Source organism: Klebsiella sp. FDAARGOS_511 (assembly GCF_003812845.1).
Classification (GTDB): Bacteria; Pseudomonadota; Gammaproteobacteria; order Enterobacterales; family Enterobacteriaceae; genus Klebsiella; species Klebsiella grimontii.
Window position 1 is genome coordinate 5,566,331 of sequence record NZ_CP033824.1, and the last position, 18,740, is coordinate 5,585,070.

Genomic DNA, 18,740 nt, shown 5'->3' on the forward strand with positions numbered 1-18,740 from the left:
ATGTTGACCCGATTCAGCTCACAGTTCCAATATAGAATCTATGATTGTTTGAGACGTTTTCGATATGGAACTTCGTTATCTGCGCTACTTCGTCGCCGTCGCCGAGGCGCGGCACTTCACTAAAGCGGCAAAAGAACTTGGTATCTCCCAGCCACCGCTAAGTCAGCAAATTCAACGGCTTGAAAGAGAAATTGGCACACCGCTTTTCCGCCGATTAACGCGGGGCGTCGAGCTGACGGAAGCGGGGGAGTCGTTTTATGAGGATGCTTGCCAGATTCTGGCGTTAAGCGACGCGCGCTGGAAAAAACCAAGGGAATTGCCCGCGGGCTGAACGGTCGGCTCTCGCTGGGCATTACCAGCTCTGATGCTTTTCATCCGCAAATCTTTAGCCTGTTACAGCAGTTTCAGCAGAGTTATCCGGGGGTGACGCTGCATCAGGTCGAAGGCAATATGGCGACGCTGATGGGGGCGCTTGGCGAAGCGGAGCTGGATATTGCTTTTGTACGCCTGCCCTGCGAGAGCAGTAAAGCGTTCAATCTGCGGATTATCGATCAAGAACCGATGGTGATTGCCCTGGCGCGTTCGCACCCGCTATCGTCCCACCGCGAGCTGACGCTGGAGCAACTGACGGACGTGGCGCCGATTCTTTTCCCGCGTGAAGTGGCCCCTGGCCTGTATGAGCTGGTGTTCAACAGCTATCTGCGCGCCGGTGTTGACGTGCAGCGAGCCTATCAGTCATCGCAAATATCATCGTCGCTCAGTATGGTGGAGGCTGGCTTCGGCTTTGCGCTGGTGCCGCAGTCGATGACCTGCATCACGCTCCCCAACGTGAGCTATCACCCGCTGATGGGTACGCCGCTGAAAACCGATATCGCTATCGCCTGGCGGCGCTACGAGCGCTCGCGCACGGTGAAGCGTTTTCTGGCCATGTTTTAACCGGTGGGGTGACGACGACAGGAAATAGTTAACGCTTTTTAAAACTGTTTAAGAAAGGTAGACGTTGGCGGCGGTTGGGCCTCGCAGTCCGTTGACTCGACGAAATTCGACGCGGGTTCCGGGGCTGATTATGGTTGGTTCGCCGGGCGATAATGCGGAAATATGGACCTGAACGTCTTTACGACCATCGGAGGGGATTATCAGGCCCTTGCCCGTTTTATTATCAAACGCTTTGACAATACCTGTCATTTTTTGGAACAAATAAATACCTTTTAAATATGAAAACCGGCACGACTATACAGTAAGCGCGCGGGAAGTCTATGCAAATCAAAATAAAACCCGCGCAGGCGGGTTTTTTTGCCAAATGAGTTCGGCGCTGGCTGATTATTGCGCAATCACGCGCGGCAATTGGCAATCGGCATCTGGCAAGGGAATAATTATGCAGCGGATCGTGATGAGGACTGAAAGAGTTTATGGCAGTAGGGGCAAATGAGTTGCGCACCTTTTTGGACTCGGCTGAAGCTGTGTTCTGAGTCCTGAGAGCAGTTAGGGCAGGAGCATTTAACGAGATAGTTACGGCGAGTTTTAGCGTCTTTGCGTTCTGACATATGATATTTCCTGATTTAAGAGCGTACGACCATACAGCATTTAGCGGCAAATAGCTCTAACTCATTCTGCGCAGCCGGCGGCGCGCGAACGCAGCCCTGGTCAGGCGCGTAAGAGAGTATTTTTCCCCTATTTTTTGTGATTAGCATCACCCTTTAAAATTAAAGTGTTTTATATCAACAGATTAAAAGATGCTGGCTTTGGTTGTCAGAGAACATTTTTCTCCATATTTAGCTGATTAGAGGGAAAATAGGCAAAATTTTCTTTTCCGCCTGATATATATTTTAACGGTGGTCAGAAAACGCCAATCACGCTGTTAATGATGCGCTAGCCATATTTTCCCAGGCTATTAAACGGATTTTTGGCGATTGTTTTATTTGCCAGCTTCGCTGATCGCAAAAATAAAGACTCATGACATTTTATATCTGATAATAATTTGAGTGTACCCTATGAAAACCAGAACTAAAGATATTGCTACCCTGGCGGTTCATGCTGGAAATCAGTCCGATCCAGTAACCCATGCTATATTTACACCGATCGTCACGGCCAGCTCATTTATTCAACCTAATCTGTATGAAGGTGGCGAATTTTGTTATTCACGGGTCTCTAATCCAACGCGTAAAGCTTATGAATCGGCTCTCGCCGAACTGGAAGGCGGCATTTACGCCACCGCTACCGCCTCGGGAATGGCGGCCACCAATATCGTTATGGAACTCTTACCTAAAGACGCCCATATTATCGCGATGAAAGGCGTCTACGGCGGAACCTGGCGGCTGTTTGAAAAATTAAAAACGCATACCACCGGCGTCACGATTTCCTATATCGATCTGAACGATGAGCAAAGCCTGATAAGCACTATTCAGGAAAACACGGCGTTAATCTGGATTGAAACGCCGACGAATCCCTTACTGGAACTGGTCGACATTGCCCGGGTTTGCCGTATCGCCCGGCAACGGGCCATTACCACCTGCGTCGATAATACCTTTGCCAGCGCCTGGAACCATAAGCCGCTTGAAATGGGGGCGGATATGGTCATGCTCTCTACCAGTAAATATGTCGGCGGGCATTCAGATTTAATTGGCGGCGCGGTGATAACCAATAACGAAGCGCTGGCGTCCCGGCTTGATTTCATTAAAACCACTCTCGGCTCTATTGCTTCGCCATTCGATGCCTATCTTGCCTTGCGCGGAATGAAAACGCTGGATCTGCGCATGGCGCGTCAGTGCGGCAATGCGCAGCGGGTGGCGGAATATCTGGAAAATCATCCGGCGATAGCCAGCGTCTACTACCCGGGCCTGCCATCTCACCCGCAGCATCAACTTTGTAGGCAGCAAATGCGTTCGGGCGGCGCGGTGGTGACCGCGACGCTGAAGGGGGATATCCAGAGCCTGAAACGCTTTATCGGCGGTCTGCACTATTTTGTGCTGGCGGAATCGTTGGGTGGGGTGGAGAGCATGATCAACCATTCGGCTTCCATGTCCCACGGGGCGATGTCAAAAGAGGAGCGGGAAGCCATCGGGGTTTACGACACGACGCTGCGTTTCTCCGTCGGCATCGAACATATCGATGATTTGCTGCAAGACCTGGAGTTTGCTTTCGCCGCTATGGACATCACACAGGATAATCATCATGCATGACTACGGTATCTGGACGATCATTACCCCGCTGGTCACGATTATTCTGGCGATCCTGACCCGCCAGGTGATCCTCTCGCTGCTGACCGGTATTTTTGTCGGCTACGCGGTGATTAACCACAGTATTATCCAGGGGGTTGGCGGCACCCTGAATGGGATTATCGAAACCTTCGCCTCCGCCGGTAACGCGCGAACGATTGTGTTTATGGTGATGATCGGCGGCATTATGCGGCTGATCGTGGTGACCGGCGGGGTGCGTAAGCTGGTGCAGTTTCTCTCGGAAAAAAACGATTTTGTCACCAATAAAAAATCGGTACAGCTGCTGGCGATGCTGGTGACCTCGTTGATTTTTATCGAGAGCTCGATAAACCAGCTGATCGCCGGCGCTTCGACAAAAAACCTGGCCCGGCGCTATAAAGTCTCGCCGGAAAAGATGTCCTATATTATTCAGACCTCCTGCGTGTCGGTCTGCTCGTCGGTGATGATCAACGGCTGGGGGGCGGCGATGATGGGCGTTATCGGAGTGCAGATTGCGCAGGGTTACCTGACCGGCGAGCCTTTTGAAGTCCTGGCAAGCTCAATGATCTGGAACACGATGGCCTGGTTTTCATTGGCCTCGGTGCTGTTTTATATTCTCTCCGGCTACGGTTGGGGGCCGATGAAAAAGGCGGAGCTAAAGTTTGAAACCGCGCTGATGGAAATCGAGCAAGAGCAGGGGGCTGACGAAGCGGACCCGGTTATCGATCACCCGGCCTGTCACTCGCTGCTCAACTTCTTTATTCCGATTCTTTCCACTGTCTTAATGGTCCCGGTGGTGCTGTATATTACCGGCGACGGACAGTTCTCCAAAGGCAGCGGTTCGATGTCGGTCTACTCCGGCGTCATGTTTGGTACTGTTGTTTCTTTTATCTGGTTCCGCGCGCGCGGTATTCTGAACGTTGAGAACTTTTTCAAAGAGCTGTACATCGGCTACGCCAGCATGGTGAAAATTAGCTCAATCATGATCCTGGCTTTCCTGATGGGGCATATTTCAGCGGAACTGAATACCGGGCAGTATATCGCCTCTATTACCTCCGGCGTGATCCCATCCGGATTCTCGATCGGCTTTATCTTCCTGATTGCCGCAGTCATGTCGCTGGCGACGGGCACCTCGTGGGGAACCTTCGCCATTATGATCCCGATCGGCGTTCAACTGGGGGTCTCGTTAGGCATCGACCCGCACTTTATGATCGGCGCGGCGATATCCGGCTCAATTTTTGGCGATATGACGTCGCCGATCTCCAGCGACGCCATCGTCGCCTCGATGGCGACCAACTGTGACCATATTGAGCATATTCGTACCCAAATGCCCTACGCCCTGGTGACGGGAAGTCTGGCGCTCATGGTCTATTTAATCGTCGGTTTTACTCTTTAGTTCATAAAGTTAACCACGGGTTGCGCCTAAAGTTATTGCTCCAGAAAATGCGCCGCGGTAAATAACGTCAGTGTAGAATTCTTCACCCCGCGTTATGCTTCGTTCCCGGCGCTTACCGCCTGATAACGCTTGTGCGCCATAATTTCGATGATTTGCCGGTCGGTGTGCTGCATGGCCCGCCCGGCAATGGCGCAAAGATTAGCAATCGAGTTTTCCACATCGCGATCGACGATGCCGTCGTTGCCGGAAACGACTGAATTATCCAGCGCCAGCAGAATCGCCTTCCAGGCGGAAGAGATGCTGGTGGAGACCTTCATGGCGCAGCTGCCGGAAGCGCCATCACAAATGATGCCGCTGACGTCGCCGATCATGTTGTTGATCGCCATGGCGATGGTGTCGAAGCTGCCGTTCATTAACCAGATAATCCCCGCCGCCGCGCCCATCCCGGCGGTGGTGGTGGCGCACAGGGCCGACAGGCGCGGGAGTTTACAATGGATATAGATGGCGACCAGGTGCGAGAGCGCCAGCGCACGGGCCAGCTGCTGCTGGCTGGCGTTAAGGCGTTCGGCGGCCACCACCACCGGCATGGTCGCCGTAATACCCTGGTTGCCGGAACCAGAGTTAGTCATCGCCGGCAGCGATGCGCCGCCCATTCGGGCATCCGACGCAGCGCTGGTCCGGTAGAGGAGCTCGGTAAACATATCGTCGGAAACCAGCCCGTTGTCGACCTGACGCTTCAGCGTCGGGCCGATATGCAAACCCCACTCCTTAACCAGGCCCTTCTTTGACAGAGCGTCGTTCATCGCACCCGCTTCGAGAATAAACGCGATCTCGTGCGGAGGAACCTCGCAAACGAAATCGTAGATATCGCGCAGCGAGCTGCGGGCAACCTGCGTCAGCGGGTCGATGCCACGATCGCTGGCCGCGCTTTCGTGCTTGATAAACAGGGAGTGGCCCATTTTTTCAATGGCCACGACGTTGGTGTGGTCGCCGATGATGGTCACCGTCGCGTGCTCATCCCCCGCGTAGACCTTAGCGCGAACGTACAGTATTTCATCGCAGGGTTCCTGCAGTACCACGCGCACGGCGCCGGCCTCAAGCAACGCCCTAGCGGCGTCCATTTCCCGCCGGGTGGCTCTCTTCAGCACCTCGAGATTCGCCTGCGGATCGCCGGCGATGGCGCCGAGGGCCGCGGCGATTGGCAGGCCGGTCATTCCCGTCCCCGGGATAGTCACGCCCATGCCATTCTTCATTAAATTCGGCGAAACCGCCGCTTCAATGCGCACCACCGCGCCGGAGAGCTGCCGCGCGGCCACGGCGCAGGCGAGGGCGACGGAGACCGGTTCGGTACACCCCAGCGCGGGTTTGACTTCCTGTTTCAGGGCGTGAATAAAGGCGTTCCATTGAGCATGATCTTCCCGGTTTGACATGACTGAGCCTCTGGGTCGGTACAGAAAAATGTCCGTCGAGCGAAAGCGTTCTTTCCCGACGTGGATTTACGCCTGTGGGCCGAGGGAGGGCAGTATGACCGACAGGGACGATAGCCAGAATATTACCCCACCCGGCAGAGAAAAAAGTTGCACGTTAAATTTGTAAAATGGCGTATCCGGAGAAAAATTTTCTTTGAAAGGCGCGCTGAAGGCGTTTTTATAGCCGCAGCGGGGGGCGAGGTGGGCAAAAAAACCGGCAGGATTGCCGGTTTAGCGGTTAGATCTTACAGGCGTCGCCGCAGTCATCGTCGGCAACAATGGCCTGCGCTTTTTTATCGGCATCTTCAAGACGTTCAGCGTTGCGCTCTTGCGCTTCTTCCAGTCCGCTAAAGACCAGGTTATCGAGATCAATTTCCATGCGTTACCCACTTAAGTTCAGTTTTGACCGTGAGCAAGTATAGGCAAAACGGCAGAGGGATGCACCTGGCCTGCGCGCCGGCAGCACATAGCGGTAAGTGCAGGTAGGTTCTGTTAAAGCAGGAATAGCCGATACCCTACCAATAATAATAGTTGAAAGACTATTTCAGAAACTGGCGGCGATTATTTTAGTGCTAAGCAAATTATTTATTAAACGAATCGACAACGAACGGTGGGTTAAGCATTGACTTGTGTAAACTATGCTAATATTGGCGGGCTTATGGATGTATCTATGGATTATGGTCAATGGCTTCGACAACCGCAGTAGCCGCTATCAAAGAATGGCGGAAAAATAATAAATTTATTTGTCACGTTAAACTCAACTATAAAAAGGCATTGCGTAAATGCCGCGAGATATCGCTAGTCGGAGGGAAATATAAGGAATATCAGACATTATGTGAAAACTACACTTGCGCGAAATTAACCGGCGCAACCGAGGGGCTGGTTAACTTTGAAGATAAACCCTTCAAGGCCTATTTAAATAAAAAGATGTCAAAAAGAGCGAAGCTCAATATTGCTCATGGCGCTTTGAATTTTATAGAGAAAACCTTCCGTCCCGAGGCGTTGCCGCAGTTGTACGATATGGCGGCGTTCGGTCGTTCTTTAATCGCTATTCCGCTGAAAAACGGTGCCTGTATTGATGTGAAGCTACTGGCATCCCCTTTTCAGGAGGAGGGGGAGCTGATGCTGTTAATGTTCCTCGGCGATAGGCGCGTCTACAGTATCTGTTTTTCCTGCACCGCAGATGGCCAGGCGTGGATTGGCGGTATCCAGGGGGGGAAAGACATTGATAATGAAGAAGTTAAGGCGCTGACCAAAGAGCTTTACGGCATTCGCCCGAAAAACTTAATTATCACGCTATTGTACGGCTTCTTGTCGCATTTCAATATCAAGGAAATCTATGCGATTGACAGCCATTACCATGTTAAAAGCGAGAGAGTAAAAACCAGTTATTCTGAGCTTTGGCTGGAAATTGGCGGCGAGAAGCATCGGCGCGGCTGGTACAAATTACCGCCGAGCGAGATAAAGAAAAGCCTGGAAGAGGTAAAAAGCAAGCACCGCAGCCAGTTTATCAAGCGAGAAGGCTTGAAAGAGCTGGCGCAGCTGGATCTTGCCGCCGCGCTACGCGATATTTGCGTGAACCGTAGCGGCTGATTACTCTTGCTGCGCATTTGCCGGTGGGCAGGGGGCTGCCCGCCGGCAATATCGGGGTAAACATGCGCTGAAGGCCACCGGCGAAATTATTCGCTAAGCTTGAGGCTGGGCGGCAGTTGCTTAATCGTGACCAGCACGCCGCGATAAAGCTCAATGGCCCCTAGCTGTTTTAATTTAGCGAGGGTTCGCATGACACCGCTGCGCGACAAAAAGGTTCGCGACAAAATATAATTGGCGGCGGTAGTTTTATTTTTGATGGCCACCGGTTCATTGTTTAATTCTATGAGCTGATGGACAATAATTTCATAACAGGAAAGCTTAGAAACCTTAAAGCAATGGGCGTAGACTTTAGCTGAAGAATATTCCAGAAGGCGGGTGACGTTTTCCCATAGCTGCTGTTCAGCGATGATATTATGGGCGTGATTAATAGAGATGAGGCCAATTGTCGAGGCCTCCTGGGTGCGCAGATAAATATGGCGAGAAAAACGCAGCTGACTATTTATGCCAAAGATGAAGGGGCCCGTTTCAGAGTTGATGACGAGTCCGTCGTTGTTGCGATATAAAGACATGGTGCCTCTGAATAAAACCAAACATTGATGCTGGTTTTCTTTCACAATGCCGATGTTTCTTCTTTTTTCCATTAACATTTTGTTACATTTTGGCGCCAGGAAGTGAATGATTTTTTCAATGTCATGCAGAGGTTTGGTGATGGTGCGCAGCAGGTCAGTATCGTGTTGTATACGGGGGATTGTTTCCATGCTAATGATTTCCTTATGAAAAAGATAACTCCCAAAAACAGCAAAGTGTTGCAACAGCATTATCAATGACGGCGAGGGGCGGATAAACCCTCAATGAGTCTACGCATAGACTTAAAAAAACTTGCCGCCTCATCAGACTTAAGATAAATATTAATAGCATAAGTTTATAAATCTCCTTATTTACGTAACCACTAAATCTATTGGGTTTTATTTTTATATAGATGATGTTTGGGCTATTCCTGATGTTTTATATTATTGGGCGATAGCGTTCATAACCATTAACCGCATGCAGGATATTCAGCAATAAAGGGTTGCTCAATAATGGACTGCCAGTCGCCATGAGCAGAGTCAATATAAGAGCCGGACCTTAAGGGCTCCATTGAAGAAACCGTCAGGTTGGCTATGAAAAAACGAAAATACTTAAGCAAAAAAGAAGTAGAAGCTTTAATTCATGCTTCGCAGCAGCAGGATGGCTCGCTGCGTGATTATTGCATGCTACTCATGTGTTTTATTCATGGACTGCGCGTAAGTGAATTACGTTTTTTAAAAGTGAGTGATATTGATTTATCCAGTCAGCGAATCGCCATTCGGCGTTTAAAAAATGGCTTTTCCACCATTCATCCTCTTCAGCCCCGTGAACAGCTGGCGTTAAGCCAGTGGCTGATTAAGCGTACGGGCTGTTTAAACGCCGATCTTCCGTGGCTGTTCCTGTCGCGAAAAGGCACGCCGTTTTCGCGACAGCAAATTCACGTCATGATGCGAAACTATGGCGTACAGGCCGGAATTGCCGTGCCGGTGCATCCGCATATGCTGCGTCACGCCTGCGGCTATGCGCTTGCGGAAGAGGGCGTGGATACCCGACTGATTCAGGATTATCTCGGTCATCGCAATATTCAACATACCGTACTGTATACGGCGAGCAATCCAGCGCGCTTTAACTCCATTACCCTCTGACGCCAGGGTATCTGGCCCGACAAGAGCCAGATACCCTTTAGTTGTAGGTAAAATTCATGACGACCATGGTGCTGATATTCCCCGCGGTGGCGCCGCCTGCGACGCTAAAGATGCGCGCCCGCATGTCGAATATAGCCTGACGGCGAGTATCAACATCGACGGCAATCGATTTTCCGCTGCCGGCATTAACCGAGCCGGTTATACGCTGGAGTTCTATCGCAACATTGCGTGAACTGTCAGGGCGGTTCACGTTGGCATAGAGACCAGGGTCGGTACCGTCGACAGGGCCGGTAAAGTGCGCGGTCACCCTTGATGTCCCGACAGGACAGTCGCTCAACGTCACGTAAAACGCTTTCCACGCTGAATAAGAGTTGGCCTCGCTGAGCCGACGGCTGGGAATATTATGTCCGAGGTCAATATTATAGATACCGTTGTTCTCGACGGTGCAGGAGGAAGCAACAATATCCCCGTTGATATACAGGGTAACATCCGCTGCATTAACGGGCGATGATGACGCAATCGCCGTAAATAACGTGATAGCGGCCGGGCTGGCGATAATTCTCATTATCGACTCCTTAGTAACCAATTAGAACCGGGAACGGGATAAATTCAGTTGTACATCATCGTTAAGGTTGCCACCGCGTTGGCGCGGCCGGGATGGATCGCCGGCGCGTTCTGGTAATAGCGAAAGGTGAGCGGCAGGGTTATCGATGCTCCAGCCTCAGGGATGGTGCCGACCGGGAAAAACCGATCAAACTGGACGGGTGAACCGTTATGGAGCACCTGGACGCCGATCCCTTCGGCCACGCCGGTTTCATTGCTTAAGGCCACTACGCCGAGCGTCGGCGAAAGGTAGCTCTGGCTGCTGATAGACGTATTCACGGCGACCTTATCATCGCACCGCACCGGGATCTGGAGGTTTTGTTCGCCGCTGGTGCTGCCGGGGCCGGAGAATTGGCTGACCGGGATCGCGCCCATGGTGACGGTGAGCGTCGAGGGCACGATGCAGCTTACCGCTTTATAAACAATATCTCCGGCATAACCTATAAAGTTTTGCTGGCCCTGACTACCGATGCCGAGGCCGGTATCGTAGGCACCCATACCGAATTTGGTTTGCGCGACGTCGAGCGTGCCGCTAATGGCGGTCTCTCCGGTTTTTACCAGCGCCAGTTTAACCGTATAGCCAAAGGTCAGATTGCCGTCGCTGGAGACATACCCCAGCGCATCCCCACGCGTATCGCAGTCGCTGCCGGCGCCTTTGATTCTCCGACCGGCGCTATTTTGTAGCGCAATCCCGATCCCCTCGACCCCGGTTTTATAGACCCCGGGGAAACCCGCCACTTCTTCGCCGCTGCCGTAATAGCAGGCGATAATGGGGTGGCCGGGGGTGACGGGAGCCCAACCGTGGCGATCTTTGCAGTTTCCGCTAAAGGTGAACACCCGCTGAGTGCCGGGAATATCGCTGCCAACCGGCAGCGCCCGCGATACCGCGATCTGCGCAAGCTGCTGGATATACGGCGTGGACGGGGAACTGGGGCAATAATAGCCGTTATCTGCATGGGCAGCGCTCGCGATAAGGATGGCCAGCATAAGGGGGACGTGGACTCGTTTCATATCGTCATGCTCCTGCTATAGACACTGTTCATTGAGGTTGATAATCCCGCCCGCGCTTGGCGTCAGGCGGTAATTCACCGTGCATCGGCCATCCGGCTCGCTGCTCCAGCTAACGTTCAACTGGCCGGCGTCTCTTAACCCTGTGAGATAGACCTGCCCGCCATCGCCTACGATGAAGCTTGCTGCCGTCGGGGAGGCGGGATCGATAACCGCTGCGCCGAACGGCACCGGCGCGCCGTTGCGTTTGCGCAGATTCATCAATACCCGTTTCCCGAGGCTGGTTTGATAACTGGCTTTCACCAGCGCGCCGCGCGTGGGGATAACCGTCTGGGTCGCTAGCGCCAGCTCCGCGTCATCGGCCAGGGTTTCGGTATTCAGCGTGAGATCGTTTTTGCGATAGGGGCTGAGGTAGGGGATGACGGTGTAGCCGAAGAGATCGGTTTTCACCCCTGATTGTCCGAGCACCGACACGTTTTGCGCTCCGGGAGCGGCGATCAGCGCCATCGTTTCGCCGAGGGGCTGGCTGAAGGTGATACCGTTGCGATGCGCGACGATCCCACCCTGCAAACCGTAGTTAAAGCGCTCGCTGTAGCGGTCGCGGGCGTAGCCGACGAGGGTCTCAGCGTAAGAGGCGCGCCAGTCGGCATTGAGCCCGCTATTACTCCCCTGGCCCTGAGAGCCATAGCCCTGCATGACGCTCCAGTTCAGGTTATTATCGGCAAGCAGGGTGCCGCCCAGGCTCACATTATTGGTGGTATTCCCCCGCTTACTGGTATTCAGCATGTAGCTGACGTAGGTCGAATGACCGCCGAATAATTTATCCAGAGGAATACTCATGGTGAGCGCAAACAGCCCATCGCGGTCGTAGGCGCGCCCGGAACGCTGGCCGTAGCGTTCCGCTGAATGAATGTTATAGCTGTAGCTCAGACTGAAACTGATGCCTTGATACGAACTGTTGTAGCTCGCGCTGTAGGACTCCATACGCTTGTTGGTGTCCCAGTAGTCTTCGAGGATCGCGCTAAGGGCGAGGTTGCCTGGAATCTGAAAGAGATCCTGGGTGACGGTGAGCTCCGCGCGGTTGCGTCTGCGTTCCGGCGCAGCGTAGCGTCGTCCATCGCGCCAGGTGTTGAGCACGTCCTGCATATCCCAAAAGCCGCTGGTGGCGTAACGATATCCCGCAAAGGTGAAATTGGTCCCGGTCTGCACCACGTTTTTACTGTAGCGAATACGCCATGACTGACCCTCTTCACGCGCGCGGTATTTTTGCCGTGACCATGCCTGGGTGACATCGGCGGATACGGCGCCAACGGGGCCGAGGTTTTTACCCACCCCTAGCGCCAACGCCTGGTACCTGTTGCTAAACTGTCCGCCGCCGTAAACGGTGTAGCCGGCAGGAAGACCGTAAATCGCGGTACCGGCAGCCAGCGGGGTTTTATCGATGCCGTTGTCATAGGCGCGGTAAACGCCCGCGGTCATGGCGTACTTTAAGCGACCTTCACGCTGCAGGACCGGGACCGAGGCGTAGGGCACCACGAGGATTTGCTCGCTGCCGTCAGACTCTTTGATGGTGACGTAGAGGTCGCCAGAACCGCCAGTGGGGTACATATCGCTGATTTCGAAGCTACCGGGCGAAACATAGGTCTGATAAATGATGTAGCCGTTTTGCCGGATCGTGACCTGGGCATGGGTGCGGGCGATCCCCCGCACCACCGGGGCATAGCCGCGTAGGCTCTCCGGCAGCATATCGTCGTCAGACGCCAGCTGGCCGCCGCGAAACGGAATACTGTCGAAAATATCGGAGGGCGTGGTGCTGTCGCCCAGCGTCAGGCGGCTCCTCAGGGCACGTATATCGCGCTGTGCGTAGGTATAGACGGTATCCCATTTTGTGGAGGTACCGCTTTTGCCGTCCTGGCTGCTGCGATTCCAGGTGGTGTAATTACGCAACCGCCAGGGACCGAGATTGAGTCCGGGGCGCAAATTAACGTACTGCGCGTTTCCGTTGTCGCCGCCGCCCTTTTTCTCCCGATTGTTAGCGCCGCTTACGCTGTAATTTATCAGCGCCGCCGGAATACCGTCATCCCAGCGCGCCGGATCGACCCAGCCGCGCGCGGCGTTGTTAAGCGAAGATTGCGGAAAACTCAACAACAGCTGCTGGCGTGAAAAACGAAAGTCGGCGCTGGCCTGGGGAAGCGCCGACAGCCTGGCGCAGCCATCGGCGGTCGGGCCTAATGCCGGGTAGCGCTGGGTCATGACGCCCCATGACGCCAGGTCGCTCAGGGACAGACAGGGCTGTAATGTACTCAGCCCCTGCGCGTTTTGCTGCATGCGGAACTCAACGTCGCGGGTATCCACTTTGCTGTTATTAACATAAATATCGACCCTGTAGCGGCCGGGCAGCTGCCCGCCATGCTCCTCAAAGGCGGAGAGATCGGTAGCGGCCTGGCCGCCGTCGCCGGTTTCCAGATGGGCGGCGTTGAACCGGTCGCGGGCGTTAGCAGAGGGGCATATCGCCGCAATCAGGGCAACCTGGGTGGCGATAAGGCAAGCTAAATTCAAGGGCGAGTCGCTTAACGTTCTTTTGTTCATCCTGAAGTGCTCCTTAGTTGGCGGCTGATAGCCGCAGCGCAAACCGTCGTCGGCGGCGGATTAGCGATCCTGACTGTGGCTTTCTCCAACGCCGCCAAAGTCGCTGATGATTTTCCATGACACCTGACCGACCACTTTGTCGGGGGTATCAAACGTGGCTGAGCTCATTGGCGCGACAAAAGTGGCTTTGGTAATAGGATGATTACCTATCGTTACCTCGTTGAAATTCATGTAAAAAGGCGTGGGATTCGTTACCGTGAGCCGACGGCCTGCCTGGCGCCATTTCAGCTTATGCGTCACCTGTTCCGGGGTGCCCTTGAGGGTTTTGGGGCGAAAAATGAGCTTAAGACGCGTTCTTACGGCGATTTGCAGCGTATTGGCGTTATCGGGGGCGGTGTTAGTCGGGATTGCCTTGACGTTTAGCCAGTAAAGCGATTCGCGATCGGCCGGCAGCAGGCCGCCAATATTGACGATCCGCAGCAGGTTTTGCTGGTTGCCGTCGAGGCGGAACAGCGGGGGCGTAATAATGAACGGCGGCTTACGCGGATTGTTATCGGCAGACTCAATCCACGACTGAATTAAATACGGAGCGCTATCGGAATTGCTGACGCTCAGCGAGGCCTCCTTTTTACCGCCGTCAAAGATCAGCCGCGTACCGCCAATAGTGACGCCGCCGCTTTCCGCCGCGGCCGCTAATCCGTTAGCCAGTAATATAAGCAAGAGGGGAAAGACTCTATATCCGTTATGCATGATAGCCATTTACTCCACAGATACGAAAAAGGGTTGGACCGGTTTTCGCCGGTCCGAGGAATAACGCCGACGAAATAGCAATGCGCCGGCGAAATATCCATTAGTTGTAATTAAGAGTAAAACTGCTGGTCGCGTTGGCGAATCCTGCGCTCACGGTATTAGCCGTCGCATAATAGCGGGCGACGAATGCGAGGTTATTATCGCCAGCCTGTAGTGGATACGCGGACGAGGCGGTATATAACGGCACCACGACATTCTTGTTATCCATTAATTGAATACCCACGCCCTTGGCGACGCCGGCTTCTTGCGTTAGCGCCAGAAGGGTGGCGACGTTGCTATCCGCCGTACCGTCGAATTTAACCGTGGCGGACTTCGCCGACTCAGGGCAATCTTTGAGGGCAATATTAAATTTAGTTGGCGAGGCCGTTGAGCCCGCGCCGGTGAAGGCACTGCTGGAGACGTTCCCCATCATGACCGACAGCGGGTTACTCATATTATTCATCACCGTGCAGGCGCTATCGGTGATGGAACCGTAAAAATTAATTCGGCCATCGTCGGCTAATACCGATGCGGAGAAGGCAGCCGCCGCCAGGCTAACGGCAATAAGACACTTTTTCATAAGGTTGTCCTTATAAGTAATGGGATAGGTAATACATTCGCGGAAAGAAGATATCCGTGAATATTTATTAATCCGATAGCCAGATGTCCGGAGAAAATAAGTTCAGTGATGCTGAAGCGTATTTCGGCAGAAGACATTTTGTATCAAAGTGTCTTGTTTAGTTTTATATATTTTGTTTGTTAACTTTGTCGTTATAAATGCCATGGATGGCGTTTTATGCGATACTTAAAACTGCTTCTTGCGTTTGATGTGGTAAAAAATCTGGTGGGCTGCGGCGCGCTGGCGGAGGTCAGGATTCGCTGCGAAAGTAAAGAATGTAGATAATCTATTGATTATTAATGTTTTTAATTATTACCGAACTGGAAAACCTTACGACTTGACAGGTTATTGGCGATTCTTTATGTTGGTGACAATCTGATACATTATGTCAAGTAAGAAATATATTCCTTGTTGCTTCACCATATATTTTTAAATCTTGCAGCATTGCTCGCAGTATAAAGCACCGTATGCTGAATATTTCGGTGACCGAGATAATCCTGAATCAATCGGGTATCCATGCCCTTATCGGCCAGCGAAAAACCGCAGGCGTGACGCAGCATATGGGGATGCGCCGCAATCCTCAAACCGGCGCTTCGGCTGTAATGGCTAATTAACACGTGGATCCGCTGACGCGATAGCGGTGTTCCTTTTTGCGACAGAAAGAGCCAGTCGCTGTCGCTATTGCGATAGTTTTTACGCACCATCAGCCATTCACGGATAAACCCCATCTCGCTGGAAAAGAGGGGATGGGTGGTGGAAAACCCATTCTTAAGCCGTTTGACGTAGATTGAGTGGTTATGCAGGTCAAGGTCCGATAGCCGCCAGTGGCGAATTTCGCTGACGCGGCAGCCATGAATGAAGCACATCCAGATTAAACAACGGTCCCTCTCCGGGTTCGCCCCCTTGCTCGCTTCGTAAATGATTTTTTTAATCTCCGCTTCGGTGAGATATTTTCGTTTATTCATGATTAACCTCCTGAATAGCCATCAAATAATTATCCCTTCAGGCGTATTTCGCCCTGGGTAACGCAGTCAGCTGAGTGCGCCGGGTATGATTAAACAGCGGGGAGAGGATAGCAAGACGGCTGGGCCTTACTCGCCCGCCGCCGCGCGGGTCCTGCGGCTGTCGTTATAACCTGACATTCCTTCAACTTACTTTTATAAATTAAAAAATTTTAAACATTTAATGCGTGATAGTTTTACATTAATTTTACAAATGAATATGATTCCTTACGTTCTTCGCTCTGTCCGGGAGCGTCCAACTAACATGATATGCGGTCTGTGCTCTTATCTATTCGATAAGGCGCTATTTATATTAGATGTTTTGGTTTTTTCGACTGAAGTCGTATGGAATGAACTATGGACGAACGACAAGGTAGCGGGAGAGGGATTTTCTTCACCGTTTACCGATTACTCTTTGTATTACTCAACTTTGGCATTGGACTCTTTTTCACTTTCTGGGGAGGCAAACTCCTCTCTCTCGGCGGCAGCGCCTGGTATCTGTTAGCCGGTCTCGCTTATCTACTTATCGCCGTCGGCTATCTCATCCGCAGCCGCTATGTCCTGCCTTTTGCCATTCTGACTTTCCTGTTGACCCTTTGCTGGGCGCTGTATGAAGTGCAGTTCAGCTACTGGGGCCTGATCCCGCGGCTGGTGGTTCCCGCGCTGATGCTGATGCTGGCCCTGTGGCTGGCGGCGACGCTGCCGATGCGGCCTGCGCGGCGGCGCTACGCCAACTGGAGCGCCTCGGCGATTTTCCTGCTGCTGCTGGCGACCCTGGTATCAGCGTTTTACCCGCACGGCGCTATTCATAACGGCGTAGTCAAAGCGAGCGGCAACGCAACGCCGACCCTCGCGTCGAAAAACGATAATTGGGCGTTTTTTGGTCGCGATGCCTCCGGTACCCGTTTTGCGCCGTACGAAGAGATTACGCCGCAAAACGTCAAAAATCTGAAAGTGGCCTGGACGTACCACACCGGCCGCCGTCTTACCGGCGCCGGCATTGGCGTCGATGAAAATACCCCGTTGCAAATTGGCGACACGCTCTACTCCTGTACGCCGCTGAACGTTGTCACCGCGCTGGATGCGGATACCGGGAAAGCGCGCTGGCGTTTTGACCCGCACGCAGGTACCGCCGAACACGTCACCTGCCGCGGCGTTGGCTATTACGATGTACAAAGCGATGATTCGCTGAGCGCGGAAGAGAAGGCCAGCCCGGCGCTGCAGCAGTGCCCGCAGCGTATCCTGGTGTCGACCGTCGACGCCCGGTTGATCGCCCTGAACGCCAAAACCGGCGAACCGTGCGATGACTTTGGCGAGCATGGTAGCGTCGACCTGAAGCAGGGGATGGACAATACCGAAAACAGCAAACGCTACCACCCGACCTCGACGCCGGTGATTATGGGGCATATTGCGGTACTCGGCGGCTGGGTGCGCGATATCGTGCATGGCGAACCCTCCGGCGTGGTACGGGCGTTTGACGTACGAAACGGAAAGGTGGTGTGGGCGTGGGACGTTGGTCAGCCGGAAAACGTTACCGACCCGGTAAAAGGTCGCGTCTATACCCTCGAAACGCCGAACGTCTGGACAGTGCCGGGCTTTGATAAAGAGCTGAACCTGATTTATTTGCCAACCGGTAACGGTCCGCCGGACTACTGGGGCGGCGATCGCAACGCGGCCAAAGAGAAATACGGTTCTTCCGTGGTGGCGGTGGACGCCAGCACCGGCGAGACGAAGTGGGTCTTCCAGACCGTACATCATGATATCTGGGACTATGACCTGCCGTCGCAGCCGGTGCTGTTCCATATGAAAAATGAGCGGGGCGAAGAGGTTCCGGTCCTGATCCAGACTACCAAAACCGGGCAGATCTACGTGCTTGACCGTCGCAGCGGTAAGCCAGTGACCCGGGTAGAAGAGCTGCCCGTCGCCCGCGACGGCGCGGAAGGCGAACATCTCTCCGCCACTCAGCCGTTTTCCACCGGCATGCCGCAGCTGGGCGTCGAGCCGCTCACCGAGAAATCGATGTGGGGCGTGACGCCGTTCGATCAGCTGATGTGCCGTATCGATTTCAAAGAATCGACGTATCTGGGGATGTATACGCCGCCGTCAGAGAAACCGTATATCGAATGGCCAAGCCTGCTGGGCGGCATGAACTGGGGCGGCATGACTATCGATGAGCGCACCGGAACGCTGTTCGTCAACGATATGCGTATGCCGCTGAGAATGTCGCTGGTGCGGAAAGAGGATATGGCGAAATATAAAGTCTCCACCGACGAGGTGCCGGGCTTTATGGGGACCGTGCGTCCGCAAATCGCCGGGCCATACGGCGGCGTGCGGATCGATATTTTGCAGTCGGCGCTGGGCGTCCCCTGTAATACCCCGCCGTTTGGCACCATGAGCGCCATCGATCTCAATACTCGTCAGCTGATGTGGCAGGTCCCGATGGGGTCGGTGGAGGATACCGGGCCGCTGGGGCTGAAAACGCATATGCATATCCCGCTGGGGATGCCGACGCTGGGCGGCCCGACGTCAACCGCATCCGGTCTGGTGTTCTTCGCCGGAACCCAGGATAACTACCTGCGCGCGCTGGATTCCGCCACCGGTAAAGAGCTGTGGCGCGCCCGTCTGCCAGTAGGCGCCGTGGCGGCGCCGCTGATCTATAAATCACCGAAAAGCGGTAAAGAGTACGTGGTGATCTCCGCCGGGGGCGCCAGCCACTCGCCGGACGTGGGCGATGATATTATCGCCTTCGCGCTGGAGGAGTAATTAA

Annotated in this window: 16 protein-coding genes and 1 pseudogene; 6 read left to right on the forward strand and 11 right to left on the reverse strand. The window is 53.6% G+C overall.

The window, feature by feature from the left end; all coding sequences use genetic code 11:
• The first annotated feature begins 64 nt into the window (after positions 1-64).
• Positions 65-936: pseudogene (locus EGY08_RS27850) on the forward strand (LysR substrate-binding domain-containing protein).
• Positions 937-984: 48 nt separating this feature from the next.
• On the opposite strand, the gene cspF reads toward EGY08_RS27850, so the two are convergent.
• Together cspF and EGY08_RS30910 are read right to left on the reverse strand one after the other, a co-directional pair.
• Complete coding sequence (gene cspF / locus EGY08_RS27855; RefSeq protein ID WP_071988214.1) at positions 985-1,197, reverse strand: cold shock-like protein CspF; 213 nt, start codon at positions 1,195-1,197, stop codon at positions 985-987.
• A gap of 176 nt (positions 1,198-1,373) precedes the next feature.
• Positions 1,374-1,544, reverse strand: coding sequence for a YnfU family zinc-binding protein (locus EGY08_RS30910; protein WP_216356110.1), 171 nt, complete (start codon positions 1,542-1,544; stop codon positions 1,374-1,376).
• Between the two features lie 447 nt (positions 1,545-1,991).
• Here EGY08_RS30910 and EGY08_RS27860 point away from each other — a divergent pair, with 447 nt between their 5' ends.
• Both EGY08_RS27860 and EGY08_RS27865 read left to right on the forward strand, forming a co-directional pair.
• Positions 1,992-3,179, forward strand: a complete 1,188-nt coding sequence (locus tag EGY08_RS27860; RefSeq protein WP_049114246.1) for a trans-sulfuration enzyme family protein — start codon at positions 1,992-1,994, stop codon at positions 3,177-3,179.
• Positions 3,172-4,590 carry a Na+/H+ antiporter NhaC family protein gene (locus EGY08_RS27865; RefSeq protein ID WP_087828217.1) on the forward strand — a complete coding sequence of 473 codons (1,419 nt, stop codon included), beginning with the start codon at positions 3,172-3,174 and terminating at the stop codon, positions 4,588-4,590. Before EGY08_RS27860 ends, EGY08_RS27865 begins: the two co-directional genes overlap by 8 nt.
• A gap of 92 nt (positions 4,591-4,682) precedes the next feature.
• Here the strand turns inward: EGY08_RS27865 and EGY08_RS27870 are convergent, their stop codons facing one another.
• On the reverse strand, positions 4,683-6,020 hold the full coding sequence (locus EGY08_RS27870) for a serine dehydratase subunit alpha family protein (protein WP_087828216.1): 1,338 nt from the start codon (positions 6,018-6,020) through the stop codon (positions 4,683-4,685).
• 277 nt (positions 6,021-6,297) lie between these two features.
• Positions 6,298-6,438, reverse strand: a complete 141-nt coding sequence (locus tag EGY08_RS27875; protein ID WP_004102786.1) for a hypothetical protein — start codon at positions 6,436-6,438, stop codon at positions 6,298-6,300.
• A 305-nt stretch (positions 6,439-6,743) separates the two neighbouring features.
• On the opposite strand from EGY08_RS27875, the gene EGY08_RS27880 reads away from it, so the two are divergent.
• A complete protein-coding gene (locus EGY08_RS27880) occupies positions 6,744-7,652 on the forward strand; it encodes a DUF535 family protein (RefSeq protein WP_004119326.1) in 909 nt (302 codons plus the stop codon).
• Between the two features lie 86 nt (positions 7,653-7,738).
• On the opposite strand, the gene EGY08_RS27885 is transcribed toward EGY08_RS27880, so the two are convergent.
• Positions 7,739-8,410: a helix-turn-helix domain-containing protein gene (locus EGY08_RS27885; protein ID WP_049114254.1), complete on the reverse strand. Its 672-nt coding sequence runs from the start codon at positions 8,408-8,410 to the stop codon at positions 7,739-7,741.
• 402 nt (positions 8,411-8,812) lie between these two features.
• Between EGY08_RS27885 and EGY08_RS27890 the strand changes: the two genes are divergently transcribed.
• Positions 8,813-9,364 carry a tyrosine-type DNA invertase gene (locus tag EGY08_RS27890; protein WP_004119335.1) on the forward strand — a complete coding sequence of 184 codons (552 nt, stop codon included), beginning with the start codon at positions 8,813-8,815 and terminating at the stop codon, positions 9,362-9,364.
• A 37-nt stretch (positions 9,365-9,401) separates the two neighbouring features.
• Here the strand turns inward: EGY08_RS27890 and EGY08_RS27895 are convergent, their stop codons facing one another.
• The 6 genes from EGY08_RS27895 to EGY08_RS27920 all read right to left on the reverse strand — a co-directional run bounded on the left by EGY08_RS27895 (position 9,402) and on the right by EGY08_RS27920 (position 15,937).
• On the reverse strand, positions 9,402-9,929 hold the full coding sequence (locus EGY08_RS27895; RefSeq protein ID WP_004119337.1) for a fimbrial protein: 528 nt from the start codon (positions 9,927-9,929) through the stop codon (positions 9,402-9,404).
• Between the two features lie 44 nt (positions 9,930-9,973).
• On the reverse strand, positions 9,974-10,978 hold the full coding sequence (locus tag EGY08_RS27900) for a fimbrial protein (RefSeq protein WP_123829230.1): 1,005 nt from the start codon (positions 10,976-10,978) through the stop codon (positions 9,974-9,976).
• Positions 10,979-10,993: 15 nt separating this feature from the next.
• Positions 10,994-13,564: a fimbria/pilus outer membrane usher protein gene (locus tag EGY08_RS27905; RefSeq protein ID WP_004119344.1), complete on the reverse strand. Its 2,571-nt coding sequence runs from the start codon at positions 13,562-13,564 to the stop codon at positions 10,994-10,996.
• A gap of 60 nt (positions 13,565-13,624) precedes the next feature.
• Positions 13,625-14,314: a molecular chaperone gene (locus EGY08_RS27910; protein ID WP_004119345.1), complete on the reverse strand. Its 690-nt coding sequence runs from the start codon at positions 14,312-14,314 to the stop codon at positions 13,625-13,627.
• A gap of 100 nt (positions 14,315-14,414) precedes the next feature.
• Positions 14,415-14,933, reverse strand: coding sequence for a fimbrial protein (locus EGY08_RS27915; RefSeq protein WP_123829231.1), 519 nt, complete (start codon positions 14,931-14,933; stop codon positions 14,415-14,417).
• Positions 14,934-15,388: 455 nt separating this feature from the next.
• A complete protein-coding gene (locus EGY08_RS27920; RefSeq protein WP_004119352.1) occupies positions 15,389-15,937 on the reverse strand; it encodes a tyrosine-type DNA invertase in 549 nt (182 codons plus the stop codon).
• A gap of 393 nt (positions 15,938-16,330) precedes the next feature.
• Between EGY08_RS27920 and EGY08_RS27925 the strand changes: the two genes are divergently transcribed.
• Positions 16,331-18,736, forward strand: a complete 2,406-nt coding sequence (locus EGY08_RS27925) for a membrane-bound PQQ-dependent dehydrogenase, glucose/quinate/shikimate family (RefSeq protein ID WP_123829232.1) — start codon at positions 16,331-16,333, stop codon at positions 18,734-18,736.
• Positions 18,737-18,740: the final 4 nt, after the last annotated feature.